The organism is Pseudomonas sp. TE21394 (assembly GCF_054057835.1).
Window position 1 is genome coordinate 81,854 of record NZ_JBSRZR010000001.1, and the last position, 19,604, is coordinate 101,457.

Below are 19,604 nucleotides of genomic sequence, written 5' to 3' on the forward strand. Positions count from 1 at the left end.
ACGGGGCCGCAAAGCGGCCCCGATACCTTACTGGCGAACCAGACGCTGGTTCTGCGGGCTGATCGCGCGGGTGCTGCGGTATGGGTTGATATCCAGCCCACCGCGGCGCACATAGCGCGCATACACCGTCAAGTACTCCGGCTGCAGCAGGTTCTTCAGATCCAGGTAGATCCGCTCCACGCACTGCTCATGGAAGTCGGCATGCTGGCGGAAGCTGATCAGGTAGGTCAGCAGGCTGGCTGGGTCCAGCGCCCTGCCCTTGTACTCGACCACCACGCTGCCCCAGTCCGGCTGGCCGGTGACCGGGCAGTTGGATTTCAACAGGTGGCTGTGCAGGGTTTCCTCGACCACCTGGTCAGCGCTGCAACGCAGCAGTTCGGGCTGCGGCTGCTGGTAGTTGCTGATGGCAACGTCCAGTGTATCGATGCACTGCCCCGGCAGGGGCACCACACCCTGCGCCTCGACTTCGGCCAGGCTGCGCACCTTCACGCCAACCGGCTTGCCGGCAGCGGCGGACAGGTCTTTCTCCAGGCAGGCCTGAAGCTCGCCAGACGAAGCGAACACAGTCTGGTTCAGGGAATTCAGGTACAGCTTGAACGACTTGGACTCGATGATGTTCGGCGAATCGGCCGGGATGGCGAACTCGCCGATCGCCACTACCGGCTTGCCAGAGGGCAGCAGCCAGCCCAGCTCGAAGCAGTTCCAGTAATCCACGCCCTGCCAGGGCAAGGTCTCGGCAGTGACCCCCAGTTCGGCCCACTTCGCGGTACGCGGGATCGGGAACAGCAACTGCGGGGAATAGGTGGCAATGTATTCGCTGGACTTGCCCAGCGGGGAATGTTCGGCAGCAGGATGCATGGAAACTGACCTGAAAGTTCGAAATTGCGCCTAGTCTACCGGTTTTGCGCCCTGCCTTGCAGCGCAAGTCAGCGGGTGGTTAGCGGGAATTACAACTTTGTCAGTTTGCGCGGGCGGCTGCCTGGTCACGTATCATCTTGGCCAAAGCCCTGTACTGTCACTGTGGGAGCGGGCTTGCGGCTCCCACCGTGACAGCGCCGCTACCTGGAGCTAATGCAACCCAATGAAACTGCTGATCGTCGAAGACCAGGCCCGCACCGGCCAATACCTGAGCCAGGGCCTGAACGAAGCCGGCTTCGCCACCGAGCTGGCCACCGATGGCGAGACCGGCCAATTCCTGGCCCTGACCGGCGACCACGACCTGCTGATTCTCGACGTGATGCTGCCCGGGCGGGACGGCTGGCAGATTCTCCAGGCCGTACGCCAGGCCGGCATGGATACACCGGTGCTGTTCCTCACCGCCCGCGACGCCATCGAAGACCGGGTACACGGACTGGAGCTGGGCGCCGATGATTACCTGGTCAAGCCGTTCGCCTTCTCCGAACTGCTGGCACGGGTGCGCAGCCTGTTGCGCCGGGGCAGCAGCCCCTGCCAGGACACCACCCTGAGCCTGGCCGACCTGCGCCTGGACCTGATCCGTCGCCGCGCCGAGCGCGCCGGCCAGCGCATCGACCTGACCGCCAAGGAGTTCGCCCTGCTCGAACTGCTGCTGCGCCGCCAGGGCGAGGTGTTGCCCAAATCGCTGATCGCCTCTCAGGTGTGGGACATGAATTTCGACAGCGACACCAATGTGATCGAGGTTGCAATCCGCCGCCTGCGCCTGAAGATCGACGACCCGCACCCGAACAAGCTGATTCACACCGTACGCGGCATGGGCTACGTCCTCGAAGAGCGCGAGGCATGATCCGCCAGGTGTCCCTCGGCAGCCGCCTGGCCCTGCTGTTCGCCGCCTGTACTGCCGCCGTCTCGCTCGGCGCAGGCTTGGTCTTCAGCCAGGCCAGCGCACGGCACTTCGTTGAACTGGACCAGCAACTGCTGGACTCGCGCCTGTCGCTGTTCCGCACCCAGCTGGCCGGCATCACCACCCCGGCCGAGCTGCAGGCGCGCCTGCCCGCCCTGCGCGATGAACTGGGCCATCAGGCTGACCTGGCCCTGCGCATCAGTGGCCGCGACGGTGCTACCTGGTTCGAAAGCCGCACGGGCCTGCCCCGGGCTCCGCTGCCCGACGGGCTGGCGACCTTGCATGAGCAAGGCACGGACTACCGCAGCCTGGCCGGGTACCTGGTACAAGACGCCGCGCAGTCGCCGCAACTGACCCTGTACCTGGATATCACCCACCACCAGCACTTCCTGCAGGGCATGCAGCGCCTGATCTGGTTGACGGTCGGCCTGTCGGCGCTGGCCACCGCGCTGCTCGGTGCCTGGGCCGCACGCCGTGGGCTACGCCCGTTGCGGCAGATGGGCCAGGTCGCCGCCAGCGTGTCGGCGCGGTCGCTGACCACCCGCCTGCCGGTGGCGCAGATGCCCGAAGAACTGGCCGAGCTGGCCACTGCCATGAACGCCATGTTGCAGCGCCTGGACAATGCCTTCCAGCGCCTGTCAGCATTCTCTGCCGATATTGCCCACGAGCTGCGCACGCCGCTGTCCAACCTGCTGACCCATACCCAGGTCACCCTCACCCGCCCACGCAGCCTCGAGGAATATCGTGAGGCCCTGCATGGCAACCTGGAGGAATTGCAGCGGATGGCGCAGATGGTCAACGACATGCTGTTCCTGGCCAAGGCCGATCATGGCCTGCTGATGCCGGGGCACACGCCGCTGGTGCTGCATGAGGAAGTGGATGCGCTGCTGGAGTACTACGCCCCGCTGGCCGAGGACAGCAACGTGCAGCTGTCGCGCGAGGGTGAGGCCTGGCTGCAGGGCGACCGGCACATGCTGCGCCGGGCGTTGTCCAACTTGCTCGACAATGCCTTGCGCTTTACCCCGGCGGGTGGGCAGATACGGGTGACGCTGGCGCCGGGGCCGACGCTTTGCGTGGCCAATACCGGGACGGCCATCGACCCGTCAACGTTGCCGCGGTTGTTCGACCGCTTCTACCGGGTGGACCCCGCACGGCGGGAGGGCAGCAGCGAACATGCAGGGTTGGGGCTGGCGATTACGCGGTCGATCGTGCAGGCCCATGGTGGAAGCATTCGAGCTGAGTGCGAGGATGGCTGGACACGGTTCGTCATCGTGTTCACTGAAAAGCGGTAAACCGGGGGCGGCTCTGCGCCCCCAGTATCTCAAGCAGACATCAGACCGCCAGGCCAATCGCCGGCTGCACCTGAGACGCGCGATAAGCCGGATAGATGGTCGCGAGGAAGCTCATCACCAACCCGGCCGTACAGATGATCGCCACATCCCCCCACTGCAACTGCGATGGCAGGCTGCTGATGAAGTACACATCCGAAGTAAAGATGTGCTGCCCGCTCACCCGCTCCAGCCAGCCGACGATCTGGCTGACATTGAACGCCGCAATTACCCCCAGCACGCCGCCAATCAGCGTGCCGACTATGCCGATCAGGCTGCCCTGGACCATGAACGTACCCATGATCTGCGCCGGTGTGGCGCCCAGGGTGCGCAGGATGGCGATGTCCGGGCCCTTGTCGTTCACCACCATCACCAGGGTGGCGATGATGTTGAACGCGGCAACCGCGATGATCATCATCAACAGCAGGCCGATCATGGTCTTTTCCATCTTCATGGCGCTGAACAGGCTGCCCTGGGTATGGGACCAGTCATCGGCACGGTAGGCATCGCCCAGCCTGGCAGCGATGGCCTTGGACACCTGCGGCGCGGCATACAGGTCGTGCAGCTTCAGGCGCACGCCCTGCACCTGGCCCGGCGCCCAGCGCTGCATGGCGCCAGCATCGGCCACATGGATGTAGGCCTGCGAGCCGTCCAGCTCGGCCCCCACCTTGAAGATGCCGACCACGGTCAGGCGCTGCATGCGCGGGGTGATGCCGCCGGGCTCCTTGCTGATTTCCGGCACGATCAGGGTCAGCTTGTCACCGGTGTTGAGGCGAAAGCGGCGCGCGGTCAGCTCGCCGATGACCACACCGAACTCACCCGGCTGCAGGTCCTGCAGGCGGCCCTGGACGATGTGCTGGCCCACGATCGAGACTTTGCCCTCCTCGGCCGGGTCGATACCACCGACCTGGATCGGCTGCATCGCCCCTTTGTACGAGAGCATGCCTTCCATTTCGGTAATTGGCGCTGCCGCCATCACCGCCGGGTCCTGCAGGGCAGCATCGGCCACCTTGTGCCAGTCGTCCAGCGGCTGCACGCCAAGCACGGCGGCATGTGGCACCAGGCCGAGAATGCGCGAGCTCATTTCACGCTGGAAACCGTTCATCACCGACAGCACCACGATCATCGCCAGCACACCCAGCGACAGGCCGATCATCGAGGTCATCGAGATGAACGAGATGAAGTGGTTGCGGCGCTTGGCTCGGGTATAGCGCGCGCCGATGAAGATGGGCAAGGGTCTGAACATGTACGGAAACACCCAATGAAAACAGGAAAACGGGGCGGCGCCGCCACCCCGTGCAGTCGATCAGATCGCCACCAGGTGACCGTCGTCGAGCTTCAGCACGCGATCCATCTGGCGTGCCAGGTTAAGGTCGTGGGTCACCACCAGGAACGCGGTGCGCGAAGCACTGGAAAGTTCCTGCATCAATTCCTGGATGCCTTGCGCGGTGTGGTGATCGAGGTTGCCGGTCGGCTCGTCGAGCATCACCAGACCCGGGCGGTTGACCAGCGCCCGGGCAATCGCCACCCGCTGGCGCTCGCCGCCGGACAGCTCGGCCGGTTTGTGGTTGAAACGGTGGGCCAGGCCGACACGCTTGAGCAGCGCCTCGGCACGCTCGCGGGCCTCGGGAATCGGGGTACGGCCGATCAGCAACGGCATGCACACGTTCTCGATGGCGGTGAATTCCGGCAGCAGGTGGTGGAACTGGTAGACAAAGCCCAGTTCCCGGTTGCGCAGCAGGCCACGCGCCCGCTCGCCCAGCGCCGACAGCTCCTCGCCAGCCAGCCAGACGCTGCCCTGGGTCGGCCGGTCGAGGCCGCCCAGCAGGTTGAGCAAGGTACTCTTGCCGGAGCCTGAGCTGCCGACGATAGCCACGCGCTCACCGGCGTGCAGCTCGAGGTTGAGACCGGACAGTACCTGCACCGACTCCGGGCCCTCGTCGTAGGACTTGCCCAGGTTGCGGCAACTCAGAACGGCTTTATCACTCATGCGCGACTCACTCATAACGTAGCGCCTCTGCAGGCTGGGTGCGCGCCGCACGCCAGGCCGGGTACAGGGTGGCGAAGAAACTCAGGACCAGCGCCGCGGCACAGACCATGTACACGTCCTGGGCCTGGATCTGCGACGGCAGGTAATCGATGAAGTACACGTCGGCATTGAGGAACTTGTGCCCGATCAGTTTCTCGATGCCGGCGATCACCGCACTGACATTCAGCGCGGCGACGATCCCGACCACGGCGCCGATCAGGGTACCGATCACCCCGATCACCGTGCCCTGGACCATGAAGATGAGCATGATCTGCCCGGGCGTGGCGCCCAGGGTGCGCAGGATGGCAATGTCGCCGCGCTTGTCGTTGACCACCATCACCAGGGTGGAAATGATGTTGAATGCCGCCACCGCGACGATCAGCAGCAACAGCAGGCCGATCATGGCCTTTTCCATGCGGATCGCCTGGTACAGGTTGCCATGGGTGCGGGTCCAGTCACGGCTGTAGAACTCCTGCTCGCCCAGGCGCTGGGCGATGTCCCAGGCCACGCGCGGCGCCTGGAACAGGTCGTCGAACTTCAGACGCAGGCCCTGCACCTGGTCGGGTTTCCAGCGGTGCAGGCGGGACAGGTCACTGATGTTGGTCAGGCCCAGGTAGCCGTCGATCTCGCCCGCCCCGACGTGGAAGGTACCGACCACGGTGAAGCGCTTCATGCGCGGGAACATGCCGGCCGGGGTCACGCTGACCTCGGGGGCGACAAAGGTGAGCTTGTCGCCGATCGAAACCCCCAGCTTGGTCGCGGCCTTGTCGCCGATCATGATGCCCCACTCGCCCGGCGCCAGCTGGTCGAGGCGGCCCTGCAGGACGAACTTGTCGATGATCGACACCTCGCGCTCGCGAGCCGGGTCGATGCCGTTGAGCAGCACCTTCTGCACCTTGCCGTCATGGGTCAGCAGGCCCTGCATCTGGGTGAACGGCGCAACCGCCAGTACCTGCGGATTCTGCTTTACTTGTTGGGCAAGGGCCGGCCAGTCGGCTATGGGCTGGCCGCTCTCCAGCGTGGCATGCGGGATCATGCCCAGCACGCGGGTGCGCATCTCGTGGTCGAAACCGTTCATCACCGAGAGCACCACGATCATCACCACCACGCCCAGGGCGAGGCCGATCATCGAGGTCAGGGAAATGAACGAGACGAAGTGATTGCGACGTTTGGCACGGGTATAACGCGTGCCGATGAATGCGAAAAGAGGTCTGAACATGTCGGGGCTTGTTCGGATGAAAGGGAACGTCCTTGTGGCGAGGCGCCTACGGCGGCTTTACACTCGGACCACCGCCGCTACCTTGGGTTCGCCATGACGACATTAGACGAAGAAGATCGCCGCGAATACTACCGCATCGAAGATCAGATCGCACTTCAAATCAGCCCCCTCAGCGCGGCCGAAGCCCTTGACCCAGATGTGTTGCAAGATGATTCGCCGCTGTTCAACCTGCTCAGCGAGCTGCACCTGTCCGACTTCGAGTCGCAGCACCTGCTACGCCAGTTGAGCGAAAAGGACCGCACCCTCGCCGCATTCCTGCGTGCGCAGAACAAACGCCTCGACCTGCTCAGCGCGGTGGTCGCCCAGACCCTGATCGGCGAAGTGGGCCAACTCCAGCCGGTGGTCATTTCCGAGGGCGGCATCGAATTCACGCAAGCCACGCGGCTGGCCCCCGGTACCCGGGTAAAAGTGAAGATGGTGCTGATGCCACGCGCCCATGGTTTGCTGCTGCGCGGCAAGATTACCCATTGCGACCCGCGCCCGCAGGGCGGCTTCGAGGTCGGCAGCGAATTCACCGACATGACCGACGCCCAGCGTCAATTACTGGCCCGCTACATCCTGCAGCGCCAGCAGCAACAACGGCGCCAGCAGCTGGAACAGAACGACCCCGCCTCCTGAGCCCAACTTTTCCCTGATTTGAAGGAACGAACGTGACACTGATCTACGGCCATCGCGGCGCCAAGGGCGAAGCGCCCGAGAATACCCTGAAGAGCTTCCAGCAGTGCCTGGCTCACGGCGTGACCCGCTGCGAGCTGGACCTGCACCTGTCGGCCGACAACGAGCTGATGGTGATCCACGACCCCACCCTCAAGCGCACCACCGGCAAGCGCGGCAAGGTAGTCGAACACGCGGCCGCCGACCTGGTCAGGATCGACGCGCGCAAAGGCGGCCCTGGCCACGTCCAGCCCTGCCCGATCCCGCGGCTGGAAGAGCTGTTCCAGAAATGCCCGTTCGAGCACTGGCAGCTGGAAGTGAAAAGCGCCTCACGCACCCGCGCCGCCACCACCGTGCTGGCGATCCGTGAACTGGCCCAGCAGTACGGCCTGCTGGACAAGGTGACCATCACCTCGAGCTCGCGCGAAGTGCTGGGCGCCGCACAGGAACTGGTGCCGGATGTGCAACGCGGGCTGGTGGCCGAATACGCCTGGCTCGACCCGCTGAAGGTGGCACAGAACTACGGCTGCGACCTGCTGGCATTGAACTGGACACTGTGCACGCCGGAGCGCCTGTTGAAAGCGCAGGGCCAGGGGCTGCACGTGTCGGTATGGACGGTCAACGAACCGGCACTGATGCGCCGGCTCGCTGACTTTGGCGTGGACAGCCTGATTACAGACTTTCCCGGTTTGGCCAAGACCACCCTCGGGCAGGGTTGAAATCGGTCTCTCCGACCGGCTCAGGCCACCGGTCGGAGCCGCTCAAAAAAGCCGGTTCAGGCCGTCGTAGGCAGCTACCCGATAGGCTTCGGCCATGGTCGGGTAGTTGAACGTGGTGTTGACGAAGTACTTCAGGTTGTTCAGCTCGCCCGGCTGGTTCATCACTGCCTGGCCGATGTGGACGATTTCCGAAGCCTGGTAGCCGAAGCAGTGCACACCCAGCACTTCCAGCGTTTCGCGATGGAACAGGATCTTCAGCATGCCTTGCGGCTCGCCGGCAATCTGCGCACGGGCCATGCTCTTGAAGAAGGCCTTGCCCACCTCGTATGGCACCTTGGCCTGGGTCAGCTCCTGCTCGTTCTTGCCGATCGAGCTGATCTCGGGAATGGTGTAGATGCCGGTCGGCACGTCGTTGACGAAACGCCAGCTGCCATTGTCGACGATGCTGCCCGCGGCCGAGCGGCCCTGGTCGTGTGCAGCACTGGCCAGGCTTGGCCAGCCGATCACGTCACCGGCGCCGTAGATGTTCGGCACGCTGGTGCGGTAGCTCTCGTCGACCTCGATCTGGCCGCGGCTGTTGACCTTGATGCCGATATTTTCCAGGCCCAGCTTGTCGGTGTTGCCAGTACGGCCGTTGCACCACAGCAAGGCGTCGGCCTTGATCTTCTTGCCCGATTTCAGGTGCAGGATCACACCGTTGTCCAGGCCTTCGACACGCTCGTAGTCTTCGTTGTGGCGTACGGTGATGTTGTTGTTGCTGAAGTGGTAGCTCAGCGCCTGGGAAATTTCCGAATCGAGGAAGCTCAGCAGCTGACCACGGTTGTCCACCAGTTCCACCAGCACGCCGAGGCCGCTGAAGATCGAGGCGTACTCGCAACCGATCACACCGGCGCCGTACACGATCAGCTTGCGCGGGGTGTGGCTGAGGCTGAGGATGGTGTCGCTGTCGTACACGCGCGGGTGGTTGAAGTCGATGTCGGCCGGGCGATAGGGGCGCGAGCCGGTGGCAATGATGATGTGCTTGGCGTTGAGCTTTTCCACCACACCGTTCGGGCAGACCACTTCGATGGTCTGCTCGTCGGCGAAGCTGCCGGTGCCGACGAACACATCAACGCGGTTACGGGCGTAATAGCCGGTGCGCGAGGCCACCTGCTTGGCGATGACCTTCTCGGCGCTCTTCAGCACGTCGGGGAACGAGAACCAGCGCGGCTCGCCGATGGCACGGAACATCGGGTTGGTGTTGAACTGCATGATCTGCCGCACCGAGTGACGCAGTGCCTTGGACGGGATGGTGCCGAGGTGGGTGCAGTTGCCCCCCACCTGGCGACGGCTGTCGACCATCGCCACCTTGCGCCCTGCTTTGGCGGCGTTCATTGCCGCGCCTTCCCCGGCCGGGCCGGAACCCAGCACCACTACGTCGTAGTTGTAGACAGCCATGCGTACTCCTTCAGAACTGGCCCGCAAGCCACGGTCGCTCGCGGGGCGCGATCATGCCGCCGGGGCGCCATGAGAAAATTCGGGTGCAGTCTAATCAAGCGTGAACGCCGCGCACATTAACCCTTGGTCGCGTCGTAGGCCAGTTTCGCCCGCACTACATGTGGTTCACCCACTCCCTGGCGGCGATCATCCCTGCTTGTGCTTTCACTCGCCTTTCACTGCCCGTTCGAACGCGGGCGTAGCTTGGGAGACGAAGCCACCCTCGGCCCGAGTCACCAGAACAGCCGGCAGGCCATGCGTAATGGCAAAATCCCAGCCGCGCTGCGGGCCGAGGATCAACAGCAGCGTCGAATAGCCGTCTGCCCGCAGGGCCGAGGCATCGAGCACGGTGACCGCGGCCAGGTCATGCTGCACCGGGCGCCCGAGACGGGCATCGAAGGTGTGCGAATAGCGCCGGCCATTGTCCTCGAAATAATGCCGATAGTCACCCGAGGTTGATACCGAAAGGCCATCGAGCGGAATGACCTGGCGGGCGATCTGGCGGTCTTCGCGGGGCAGCTCCAGGGCGATGCGCCAGGGGCTGCCGTCAGGCTTGCGGCCGACGGCCTTGAGCTCGCCGGTCACTTCGGCGACAAAGCTGGCTACGCCCATGGCCTGCAGGCGTGTAGCGATCAGGTCGACGGCATGGCCAGCGGCAATGCTGTTGAAGTCGAGCTGCACCGGAGCGTCCTTGCACAGGGCCTGGCCCTGGATATGCAGGTGCTGGTAGCCTACCCGTTGGCGCGCCCGGGCCAGCGCCCGGGGGGCGGGCACTTGCATGTGGCGCGCCTGTGGGCCGAAGCCCCACAGGTCGAGCAACGGCTCGACGGTGAGGTCGAAGGCGCCGTCGCTCTGCTCGGCCAGTTGCTGGCCCAGGCTGACCAGTTCGAGCATGTCGGCCGGTAGGGTCTGGCACTGATTGGCGGGCAACTGGTTGAACTGGCTGACGGTGGAATCGCTGCGGTAGGTGGAGTAGTGCTGGTCGATACCCTGCAGAATGGTTTCGACTGCGGCTTGCACCTGGGCCGGGGCAGGGCCGCCGGGCTCACGCACATACTGGATGCTATAGCTGCTGCCCATGGTCGGGCCGCCCAGGCGCTCCAGGGCGGGGCCCTGGTTGCAAGCGGTCAGGAGCATGAGAATGAACAGCAAGGCTGTGCGCAAGCTTCGGCCTCTCGATTACCAGTACTGGCAACACAAATTCTGGATAAAAAAACGGGAACCCGAAGGTTCCCGTTTTTTCATTGCCTTACAAGCGAATCAGCGCGGAAACGCTGGCGGGTTCACACCGGCCATCTCTTCCATCACGCGAACCACCTGGCAGCTGTAACCGAATTCGTTGTCGTACCAGACGTACAGCACAACGCGGTTATCGTTGGCGATGGTCGCTTCAGCATCAACCACACCGGCGTGGCGCGAGCCGACGAAGTCGGTCGAAACCACTTCCTGCGAGCTGACGTAGTCGATCTGCTTGTGCAGTTCCGAGTGCATGGCGGTCTGGCGCAGGTACTCGTTGATCTCGTCGCGCGAGGTAGGCTTTTCCAGGTTCAGGTTCAGGATGGCCATCGAAACGTTCGGCGTCGGTACGCGAATGGCGTTGCCGGTCAGCTTGCCCTTGAGCACTGGCAGCGCCTTGGCAGCAGCAGTGGCGGCGCCGGTTTCGGTGATGACCATGTTCAGCGGCGCGGCACGGCCACGGCGGCTGCCCTTGTGGAAGTTGTCGATCAGGTTCTGGTCGTTGGTGAACGAGTGAACGGTTTCGACGTGGCCGTTGACGATGCCGTACTGGTCGTTGATGGCCTTGAGCACCGGCACGATGGCGTTGGTGGTGCAGGAAGCGGCCGAGATGATCTTGTCATCGGCAGCGATGTCACCGTGGTTGATGCCGTGCACGATGTTCTTCAGCGCGCCCTTGCCAGGTGCGGTGAGGATCACGCGGGCAGCGCCCGGGCAGGCCAGGTGCTGGCCCAGGCCGTCGGCATCACGCCATACGCCGGTGTTGTCGACGATCAGCGCGTTCTCGATACCGTACTGGGTGTAGTCGACTTCGCTTGGGCTCTTGGCGTAGATAACCTGGATCAGGTTGCCGTTGGCGGTGATGGTGTTGTTGGCTTCGTCGATGGTGATGGTGCCATCGAACGGGCCGTGCACCGAGTCACGGCGCAGCAGGCTGGCACGCTTGACCAGGTCGTTCTCGGCGCCCTTGCGCACGACGATGGCACGCAGGCGCAGGCCGTCGCCGCCACCGGTCTTCTCGATCAGGATGCGCGCCAGCAGGCGGCCGATGCGGCCGAAGCCGTACAGCACGACGTCGGTGCCCTTGCGCGACGAAGCGTTCTGCTGACCTACCACTTCGGCCAGTTCTTCACGGACGAACTGCTCGGCAGTACGGCCATTGCCTTCCTGCTTGAACTTGTTGGCCAGCTTGCCCAGGTCGACCGAGGCGGCGCCCAGCTTCAGCTCGCTCATGGCCTTCAGCAGGGGGAATGTCTCGTGTACGGACAGTTCGGTCTCGTCGGCTTGACGATGACGCGCAAAGCGGTGCGCCTTGAGGATCGAGATAACCGAACGGTTGATCAGGCTACGGCCATAAATCGAGCTCACCACATTGTTGTTGCGGTAGAGCTGACCGATAAGCGGGATCATCGCTTCAGCCAGGGCTTCACGATCGATCCACTCACCAAGACACTGGTCGGGCTTCTGAGTCACGGGAACCTTCCACATGTAGGGACAGAAAAAAGGGGCTACATTATGACGCCCCAACGCGTAACCGGCAATGAGCGCCTGTCGCGGTCACGCAAGCCAGCGTTCATGCCCTTTCGAGCCTGACAGCCGGCACCGTCACCGGTACAATCGATCTCTTTGCCGCAACGCTTGGAGTGCAATCTCCCGTGTCAGTTCTGCGCCTACCGCAAATGTCGGCCACGGCCGGCAAACAAACCTGGGGTAATCTCCCCGGAGCCGCCCTCAGCCTGGCCATCGCCGAGGCCGCCAGCAGCGCGGGCCGCTTCACTTTGCTGCTGACTGCCGACAGCCAGGCGGCCGATCGTCTGGAACAGGAACTTCGCTTCTTTGCGCCGGACCTGCCGGTGCTGCCGTTCCCCGATTGGGAAACCCTGCCCTACGACCTGTTCTCGCCGCACCAGGACATCATCTCCCAGCGCATCGCCAGCCTGTACCGCCTGCCGGAGCTGAGCCATGGCATCCTCGTGGTACCGGTCACCACCGCCCTGCACCGCCTGGCGCCGACCCGCTTCCTGCTGGGCAGCAGCCTGGTGCTGGACGTCGGCCAGACCATCGATGTCGAACAGATGCGCACGCGCCTGGAAGCCAGCGGCTATCGCTGTGTCGATACCGTCTACGAGCATGGCGAGTTCGCCGTGCGCGGTGCGCTGATCGACCTGTTCCCGATGGGCAGCAAGCTGCCCTACCGCATCGACCTGTTCGATGACGAGATCGAAACCCTGCGCACCTTCGACCCCGAGACCCAGCGCTCGATCGACAAGGTCGATTCGGTACGCCTGCTGCCGGCGCGCGAATTCCCGATGCAGAAAGAGGAAGTGACCCGCTTCAAGGCGCGCTTCCGTGAACGCTTCGATGTCGACTTCCGCCGCAGCGCGATCTTCCAGGACCTGGCCAGCGGTATCATCCCCGCCGGTATCGAGTACTACCTGCCGCTGTTCTTCGAAGAAACCTCGACCTTGTTCGACTACCTGCCAGCCGACACCCAGGTGTTCTCGCTGCCCGGCGTGGAACAGGCTGCCGAGCATTTCTGGAACGACGTGCGCGGGCGTTATGAAGACCGCCGTGGCGACCTGAGCCGGCCCTTGCTGCCGCCCGCCGAGCTGTTCCTGCCGGTGGAAGACTGCTTTGCCCGGCTCAAGCAATGGCCACGGGTGGTGGTCAGCAGCGAGGACCTCCAGCCCGGGGTCGGCCGCGAACGCTTCCCGGCGCGCGCGCTGCCCAACCTGGCGATCGAGGCCAAGGCCAACCAGCCGCTGGCCGAACTGGCCAACTTCCTCGACCAGTTCCCTGGCCGCGTGCTGTTCACCGCAGAATCGGCGGGGCGCCGCGAAGTACTGCTGGAGCTGCTCGAGCGGCTGAAATTGCGCCCACAGGGCGTCGATGGCTGGGCCGACTTCATCACTGGCGCCGAGCGCCTGGCGATCACCATCGCCCCGCTGGACGATGGCCTGCTGCTGGACGACCCGGCCGTCGCCCTCATCGCCGAAAGCCCGCTGTTCGGCCAGCGCGTCATGCAGCGCAGGCGCCGCGACAAGCGTGGCGAAACCGCCAACGACGCGGTGATCAAGAACCTCACCGAGCTGCGTGAAGGCGCACCGGTGGTGCACATCGACCATGGCGTCGGCCGCTACCTGGGCCTGGCCACGCTGGAAATCGAAGGCCAGGCCGCCGAATTCCTCACCCTGGAATACGCCGAAGGCGCCAAGCTGTACGTGCCCGTGGCCAACCTGCACCTGATCGCCCGCTACACCGGCAGCGACGATGCCCTGGCGCCGTTGCACCGGCTGGGTTCGGAGGCCTGGCAGAAGGCCAAGCGCAAGGCTGCCGAACAGGTACGCGATGTCGCCGCCGAGCTGCTCGACATCTATGCCCGCCGCGCCGCACGCAAAGGTTATGCGTTCGCCGACCCAGCCGCCGATTACGCCACCTTCAGCGCCGGCTTCCCGTTCGAGGAAACCCCGGACCAGCAGGCCGCCATCGAAGCCGTGCGCGCCGACATGCTGGCGCCCAAGCCGATGGACCGGCTGGTGTGCGGCGACGTCGGCTTCGGCAAGACCGAAGTGGCCATGCGCGCGGCATTCATTGCCGTACACAGTGGCCGCCAGGTGGCCGTGCTGGTGCCCACCACCCTGCTCGCCCAGCAGCACTACAACAGCTTCCGTGACCGCTTTGCCGACTGGCCGGTGACCGTGGAGGTGATGAGCCGCTTCAAGTCGGCCAAAGAGGTGGCCGCCGCCGCCGCAGACCTCGCCGAAGGCAAGATCGACATCCTCATCGGTACCCACAAGCTGCTGCAGGACGACGTGCGCTTCAAGGACCTGGGCCTGGCCATCATCGACGAAGAGCACCGCTTCGGCGTGCGCCAGAAAGAACAGCTCAAGGCCCTGCGCAGCGAGGTGGACATCCTCACCCTCACCGCCACGCCGATTCCGCGTACGCTGAACATGGCCGTGGCGGGCATGCGCGACCTGTCGATCATTGCCACGCCACCGGCGCGGCGCCTGTCGGTTCGCACCTTCGTCATGGAGCAGAACAAGAGCACGGTGAAGGAGGCGCTGCTGCGTGAACTGTTGCGCGGCGGCCAGGTGTACTACCTGCACAACGATGTGAAGACCATCGAGAAATGCGCCGCCGATCTTGCCGAGCTGGTCCCCGAGGCGCGCATCGGCATCGGCCATGGGCAGATGCGCGAGCGCGAGCTGGAACAGGTGATGAGCGACTTCTACCACAAGCGCTTCAACGTGCTGGTGGCCTCGACCATCATCGAAACCGGCATCGACGTGCCCAGCGCCAACACCATCGTCATCGAGCGTGCCGACAAGTTCGGCCTGGCCCAGCTGCACCAGCTGCGCGGCCGGGTTGGCCGTAGCCACCACCAGGCCTACGCCTACCTGCTGACACCCACCCGGCAAAAGGTCAGCGCCGATGCCGAGAAACGCCTGGAGGCGATCGCCAACACCCAGGACCTCGGTGCCGGCTTCGTCCTGGCCACCAACGACCTGGAGATCCGCGGCGCCGGCGAGCTGCTGGGCGAAGGCCAGAGCGGGCAGATCCAGGCGGTGGGCTTCACCCTGTACATGGAAATGCTCGAGCGCGCGGTCAAGGCGATCCGCAAGGGTACCCAGCCCAACCTGGAGCAGCCGCTGGGCGGTGGCCCGGAAATCAACCTGCGCCTGCCGGCCCTGATCCCCGAGGACTACCTGCCCGACGTGCATGCACGGCTGATCCTGTACAAGCGCATCGCCTCGGCCGCCGACGAAGAAGGCCTCAAGGACCTGCAGGTGGAGATGATCGACCGCTTCGGCCTGCTGCCCGAGCCGACCAAGAACCTCATGCGCCTGACCTCGCTCAAGCTGCAGGCGGAAAAGCTTGGCATCAAGAAAGTCGATGCCGGCCCCAATGGCGGCAAGATCGAGTTCGAGGCCGAGACGCCGGTCGACCCGCTGACCCTGATCAAGCTGATCCAGGGCCAGCCCAAACGCTACAAGTTCGAAGGCGCCACCCAGTTCCGCTTCCTGGTACCGATGGAACGCCCCGACGAACGCTTCAATACCCTGGAGGCGCTGTTCGAGCGCCTGACTCCACAGCCTGCTTAAGGAAGACCCATGCGTGCCATCCGTTGCCTGACCCTGCTGCTGGCGCTGTTCGCCCCGGCTGCCTTCGCCGAAGGCCTTTATCAGGTAGAAATGATCCTGGTGCGGCAGAACAGCGTGCCCGCCTTCACCAGCCCGTTTGCCCCGGAAAACTGGAGCGCCGGCGCCCCGCGCCTGGAAAAGGACGCCGAGCGCCGCCTGGCGCTGGAAGACGAAGCCACCCGCCTGGAAGCCACCGCCGACTACACCGTCCTGATGCACAAGGCCTGGCAGCAGCGGGTCGGCAGCGAACCCAGCCGTATCGCCCTGGGCGAAGGCGCCGAGCAGTTCGGCCATTACCCCATCGAAGGCAACCTGAGCATTGCCGAGGGCCGCTTCATCGCGGTCGAGGCCAATTTCTGGGTCAACCAGCTGGACGGCAACGGCAGCGTGCTGCAAAGCGAGCAGTTCAAGCAGAGCAACAGCAACGTCAAGGGTGGGCAACTGACCTTCCTTGACGGCGGGCACCTGGCGCTGCTGCTGAAGGTGACACCACCGGGCACGCCGAAGATGCCGGTAATGGACCCGGAGATGATGGAGCAGTGATGTGAGCAGCGGCGATGCGCAGCAACTGCTGAGGGCCCACCCGGGCTGGGTGAGGTTCATCGAGGCCGGCGTACTGGCACGAGGCCGCGATTATGCGGCGCAAGAGCGGACGCGCATCCTGTCGCAGCATGGCGCAACGGTCGAGGCAAGCTGCAAGGGCTCGGCCGGCCAGACCTACCAGCAGACCATCCAGCTGGTCCTCAACCACGGCGACCTGCGCATGTTCGGGCGCTGCTCCTGTCCCGTCGCCCTCAACTGCAAGCACTGCGTTGCTGCATTACTGCAGTTGCAGGATGGTAGCGACCGCCTTGAGGCCGCAGCGCCATCGGAGCAGGCCGCGCTTTCGCTGCCACCGGACCTCAACCTGTGGGTGCAGGCACTCGAGTCACCGTCCCAACCCGCTGCCTCACGCGAACCCGCACGCAAAGGCCCGGCAATCTATTACCGTATTCAACTGGATCATGAGCACTGGCGGCTCGAACCGATCAAGGGAACGCGGCAGACAGACGGCACACTGAAGATCGGCCGCATCACGTCGATGCCCGAGATGATCTACTACACCCCTCGCTATGTCACCGAGGACGACGCCCGGCTGTTGCGCCTGATCGATGCCCGCAGCAAGACGATTACGCCCGTGGTGCAACTGGAAGGCAAGCAGGGTGCGGAACTCTACAGCTACGCCCTGGCCACTGATCGCCTACTGTTCGAAGACGACGCTGCGCCATTGTCTCCCGGGCCGGAGCTGCATGCCGAGTTCCGCTGGGTCAGGCTTGACAATGGCAGCTACCGCGGCGCCTGGTATCACGATGGCCACCGGCAGCTGCAGGTACTGCCTATCGAACCCATGTACTATGTCGACAGGCATTCGCACCAGACCGGCAAGCTGCGCCATGACCTCGACCCCTTCATTGCCAGCCAGCTCGCGCGTGCGCCTGTTGTTCCCGAGCATTTGGTCGTTCCCTTGAGCCATCGCTTGAACGCCCTGAACCGCCACGTGCCCACCCCCACAGCCGTGAGCACCAGGCAAATCGAAGACCTCACGCCAAGAGGGAGGCTGACCCTCGGCAGCCTGGAATTCAGTGCCTACATGCCCAAGACCGGCCGTATGCAACGGCAGATGCAGCACCGTGCCGCGCTGGCATTCGACTACGACGGCCTGCGCGCCAGCGGCAGCGACGACAAACCGCTGACCCGCCTGGTCGGCGACACCAGCCAGCGCATCCGTCGCCAACCGCAGGCCGAGCAGGCGCTGCGCAAGGTGCTGCGCGACCTCGGTTTCACGCCCGCCACCCGGCAGAGCAAGGCGTTGCCCGACAGCGCTGGCGAGATGCTCCAGCTTCCCGACGACGAAGCCTGGCTACGTTTTGCCCGCGCAGGCCTGCCACGCTTGCGCGAGGCCGGTTGGGACATCGACATCCAACGCGACTTTGCCTTCAACCTGCAGGAAGTGGACGACTGGTACGCCAGCGTTGACGAAGCACCTGGCCATGAATGGTTCGACCTGGAGCTTGGCATCGTGGTCGATGGCCAGCGCCACAGCCTGTTGCCGATCGTACTGCAACTGCTGCGCAGCAACCCGGAACTGCTGCGCCCCAGCGAACTGGCCCGGCGCAGCGACGACGAGCACCTGCTGCTCGACCTCAACCGCGGGCGCCTCGACGCGCCGGCCTTGCGCGTCGCCCTGCCGTACGGCCGGATCAAGGCGGTCATGGGCACCCTCGGCGAACTCTACCTGCACGACCATGCCGCGGGCCCATCGCTGCGCCTGGACCGCGCCGACGCCGCGCGCCTGAACGAAATCGAAGGCCTGCCACTGCACTGGGAAGGCGGCGAGCGTGTGCGCGATCTCGGTCGCCGCCTGCGCGATGCCCGCGACCTGCAGGCGCCACCGCCGGCCGGCCTGCAAGCCAGCCTGCGTCCCTACCAGCAGCAGGGCCTGAACTGGCTGCAGGCGCTGCGGGAAATGGGCACCGGCGGCATCCTTGGCGACGACATGGGCCTGGGCAAGACCTTGCAGACCCTGGCACACCTGCTGCTGGAAAAACAGTCCGGGCGCATGAACACACCGGCGCTGGCAGTCATGCCCACCAGCCTGATCCCGAACTGGCTCGACGAAGCTCAACGCTTCGCCCCCGGCCTGCGGGTTCTGGCCTTGCACGGGCCCGGGCGCAGCAAGCATTTCGCCAACCTGCACGATTATGACCTGGTGCTGACTACCTATGCCCTGGTACCTCGCGACCTCGAACAGCTGCGCCTCCGGACCTGGCACGTGCTGGTGCTGGACGAGGCGCAGAACATCAAGAGCAGCACCAGCAAGGCCGCCCTTGCCGTCTGCGAACTGCAGGCCGGGCAGCGCCTGTGCCTGACCGGCACGCCGATGGAGAACAACCTCGGCGAGCTGTGGTCGCTCTTCCACTTCCTCATGCCCGGGTGGCTGGGCGACCTGAAGCGCTTCAACCAGGACTACCGCACCCCGATCGAGCGCCACGGCGACAGCGAGCGCATGGCCCACCTGGCCAACCGCATCCGCCCGTTCCTGCTGCGCCGCACCAAGGAGCAGGTGGCCACCGAACTGCCAGCCAAGACCGAGATGGTGCACTGGGTCGAGCTCAGCGATGCCCAGCGTGACACCTACGAGGCCGTGCGAGTGGCCATGGACAAGAAGGTCCGCGACGAAATCGCCCGTAATGGGGCCGCCCGCAGCCAGATCGTCATCCTCGACGCCTTGCTCAAGCTACGCCAGGTATGTTGCGACCTGCGTCTGGTCAAAGGGGTGGAAAGCAAAGGCAACCAAGCCGACAAAGGCAAACTGGGCGCGCTGCTGGAAATGCTCGAAGAGCTGCTCAGCGAAGGGCGCCGGGTGCTGCTGTTTTCGCAATTCACCTCGATGCTGGCGTTGATCGAGGAAGAGCTGAACAAACGCAAGATCCGCTACAGCCTGCTGACTGGCGATACCCGTGACCGGCGCACGCCGGTGCAGCAATTCCAGCAGGGTGACAGCGAAGTTTTCCTGATCAGCCTCAAGGCCGGTGGTGTGGGCCTGAACCTGACGGCTGCAGACACGGTGATCCACTTCGACCCTTGGTGGAACCCGGCCAGCGAGAACCAGGCCACCGACCGCGCCTACCGCATTGGCCAGGACAAGCCGGTGTTCGTGTACAAACTGATCACACGAGGCACGGTGGAAGAGAAGATCCAGCTGTTGCAGCAGGAGAAAGCGGCGCTGGCAGCGGGCCTGCTGGATGGTGGGCAAGCCGGGCAGTGGCGGCTGGGGGATGAAGAGATCGAGGCGCTGTTCGCGCCATTGCCGGGCAAGCGCGGGCGATAGAGCCCGCGTCATGAGTTGCCATTGCGGCCACTTCGCAGGTAAACCTGCC

At 64.6% G+C, this 19,604-nt stretch carries 14 protein-coding genes; 7 read left to right on the forward strand and 7 right to left on the reverse strand.

The genetic code is table 11. The annotated features are described in order from the left end of the window. Positions 1-27: 27 nt before the first annotated feature. Positions 28-858, reverse strand: a complete 831-nt coding sequence (gene queF, locus ACVWZT_RS00400; protein WP_457467633.1) for an NADPH-dependent 7-cyano-7-deazaguanine reductase QueF — start codon at positions 856-858, stop codon at positions 28-30. Positions 859-1,081: 223 nt separating this feature from the next. Between queF and cinR the strand changes: the two genes are divergently transcribed. Further along, positions 1,082-1,762 (forward strand): two-component system response regulator CinR, encoded by a 681-nt coding sequence (gene cinR, locus ACVWZT_RS00405; protein WP_296230095.1) that lies wholly within the window; start codon positions 1,082-1,084, stop codon positions 1,760-1,762. Further along, positions 1,759-3,111, forward strand: coding sequence for a heavy metal sensor histidine kinase (locus ACVWZT_RS00410; RefSeq protein WP_457467635.1), 1,353 nt, complete (start codon positions 1,759-1,761; stop codon positions 3,109-3,111). The genes cinR and ACVWZT_RS00410 overlap by 4 nt, the downstream gene beginning before the upstream one ends. A gap of 40 nt (positions 3,112-3,151) precedes the next feature. Here the strand turns inward: ACVWZT_RS00410 and ACVWZT_RS00415 are convergent, their stop codons facing one another. Genes ACVWZT_RS00415 through ACVWZT_RS00425 form a run of 3 tightly spaced genes read right to left on the reverse strand, consistent with a single transcriptional unit; the run spans position 3,152 to position 6,395 of the window. Then, the gene (locus ACVWZT_RS00415; protein WP_457467637.1) at positions 3,152-4,393 is read right to left on the reverse strand and encodes a lipoprotein-releasing ABC transporter permease subunit; all 1,242 of its coding nucleotides are present in this window, start codon (positions 4,391-4,393) and stop codon (positions 3,152-3,154) included. 60 nt (positions 4,394-4,453) lie between these two features. After that, positions 4,454-5,137, reverse strand: a complete 684-nt coding sequence (gene lolD, locus ACVWZT_RS00420; protein WP_169774647.1) for a lipoprotein-releasing ABC transporter ATP-binding protein LolD — start codon at positions 5,135-5,137, stop codon at positions 4,454-4,456. Positions 5,138-5,144: 7 nt separating this feature from the next. Then, on the reverse strand, positions 5,145-6,395 hold the full coding sequence (locus ACVWZT_RS00425; protein WP_296230087.1) for a lipoprotein-releasing ABC transporter permease subunit: 1,251 nt from the start codon (positions 6,393-6,395) through the stop codon (positions 5,145-5,147). Between the two features lie 93 nt (positions 6,396-6,488). On the opposite strand from ACVWZT_RS00425, the gene ACVWZT_RS00430 reads away from it, so the two are divergent. Both ACVWZT_RS00430 and ACVWZT_RS00435 read left to right on the forward strand, forming a co-directional pair. Then, positions 6,489-7,073, forward strand: coding sequence for a PilZ domain-containing protein (locus ACVWZT_RS00430; RefSeq protein ID WP_296230086.1), 585 nt, complete (start codon positions 6,489-6,491; stop codon positions 7,071-7,073). A gap of 32 nt (positions 7,074-7,105) precedes the next feature. After that, a complete protein-coding gene (locus ACVWZT_RS00435; RefSeq protein WP_296230084.1) occupies positions 7,106-7,828 on the forward strand; it encodes a glycerophosphodiester phosphodiesterase in 723 nt (240 codons plus the stop codon). A gap of 42 nt (positions 7,829-7,870) precedes the next feature. Here the strand turns inward: ACVWZT_RS00435 and sthA are convergent, their stop codons facing one another. The 3 genes from sthA to ACVWZT_RS00450 form a co-directional block, all read right to left on the reverse strand. Beyond that, positions 7,871-9,265 carry a Si-specific NAD(P)(+) transhydrogenase gene (gene sthA / locus ACVWZT_RS00440; RefSeq protein ID WP_170029103.1) on the reverse strand — a complete coding sequence of 465 codons (1,395 nt, stop codon included), beginning with the start codon at positions 9,263-9,265 and terminating at the stop codon, positions 7,871-7,873. A 204-nt stretch (positions 9,266-9,469) separates the two neighbouring features. After that, the gene (locus ACVWZT_RS00445) at positions 9,470-10,468 is read right to left on the reverse strand and encodes an FAD:protein FMN transferase (RefSeq protein ID WP_457467640.1); all 999 of its coding nucleotides are present in this window, start codon (positions 10,466-10,468) and stop codon (positions 9,470-9,472) included. Between the two features lie 96 nt (positions 10,469-10,564). Then, positions 10,565-12,028: a glyceraldehyde-3-phosphate dehydrogenase gene (locus tag ACVWZT_RS00450; protein ID WP_296230080.1), complete on the reverse strand. Its 1,464-nt coding sequence runs from the start codon at positions 12,026-12,028 to the stop codon at positions 10,565-10,567. Between the two features lie 167 nt (positions 12,029-12,195). Between ACVWZT_RS00450 and mfd the strand changes: the two genes are divergently transcribed. From mfd to ACVWZT_RS00465, 3 genes are read left to right on the forward strand one after another with little or no spacing between them, the layout of a single operon-like run. Beyond that, the gene (gene mfd, locus ACVWZT_RS00455) at positions 12,196-15,645 is read left to right on the forward strand and encodes a transcription-repair coupling factor (protein ID WP_457467643.1); all 3,450 of its coding nucleotides are present in this window, start codon (positions 12,196-12,198) and stop codon (positions 15,643-15,645) included. Between the two features lie 9 nt (positions 15,646-15,654). Next, complete coding sequence (locus tag ACVWZT_RS00460; RefSeq protein ID WP_296230078.1) at positions 15,655-16,227, forward strand: CsiV family protein; 573 nt, start codon at positions 15,655-15,657, stop codon at positions 16,225-16,227. Between the two features lies 1 nt (position 16,228). After that, positions 16,229-19,555, forward strand: coding sequence for a DEAD/DEAH box helicase (locus ACVWZT_RS00465; RefSeq protein WP_457467645.1), 3,327 nt, complete (start codon positions 16,229-16,231; stop codon positions 19,553-19,555). Positions 19,556-19,604 lie beyond the last annotated feature (49 nt).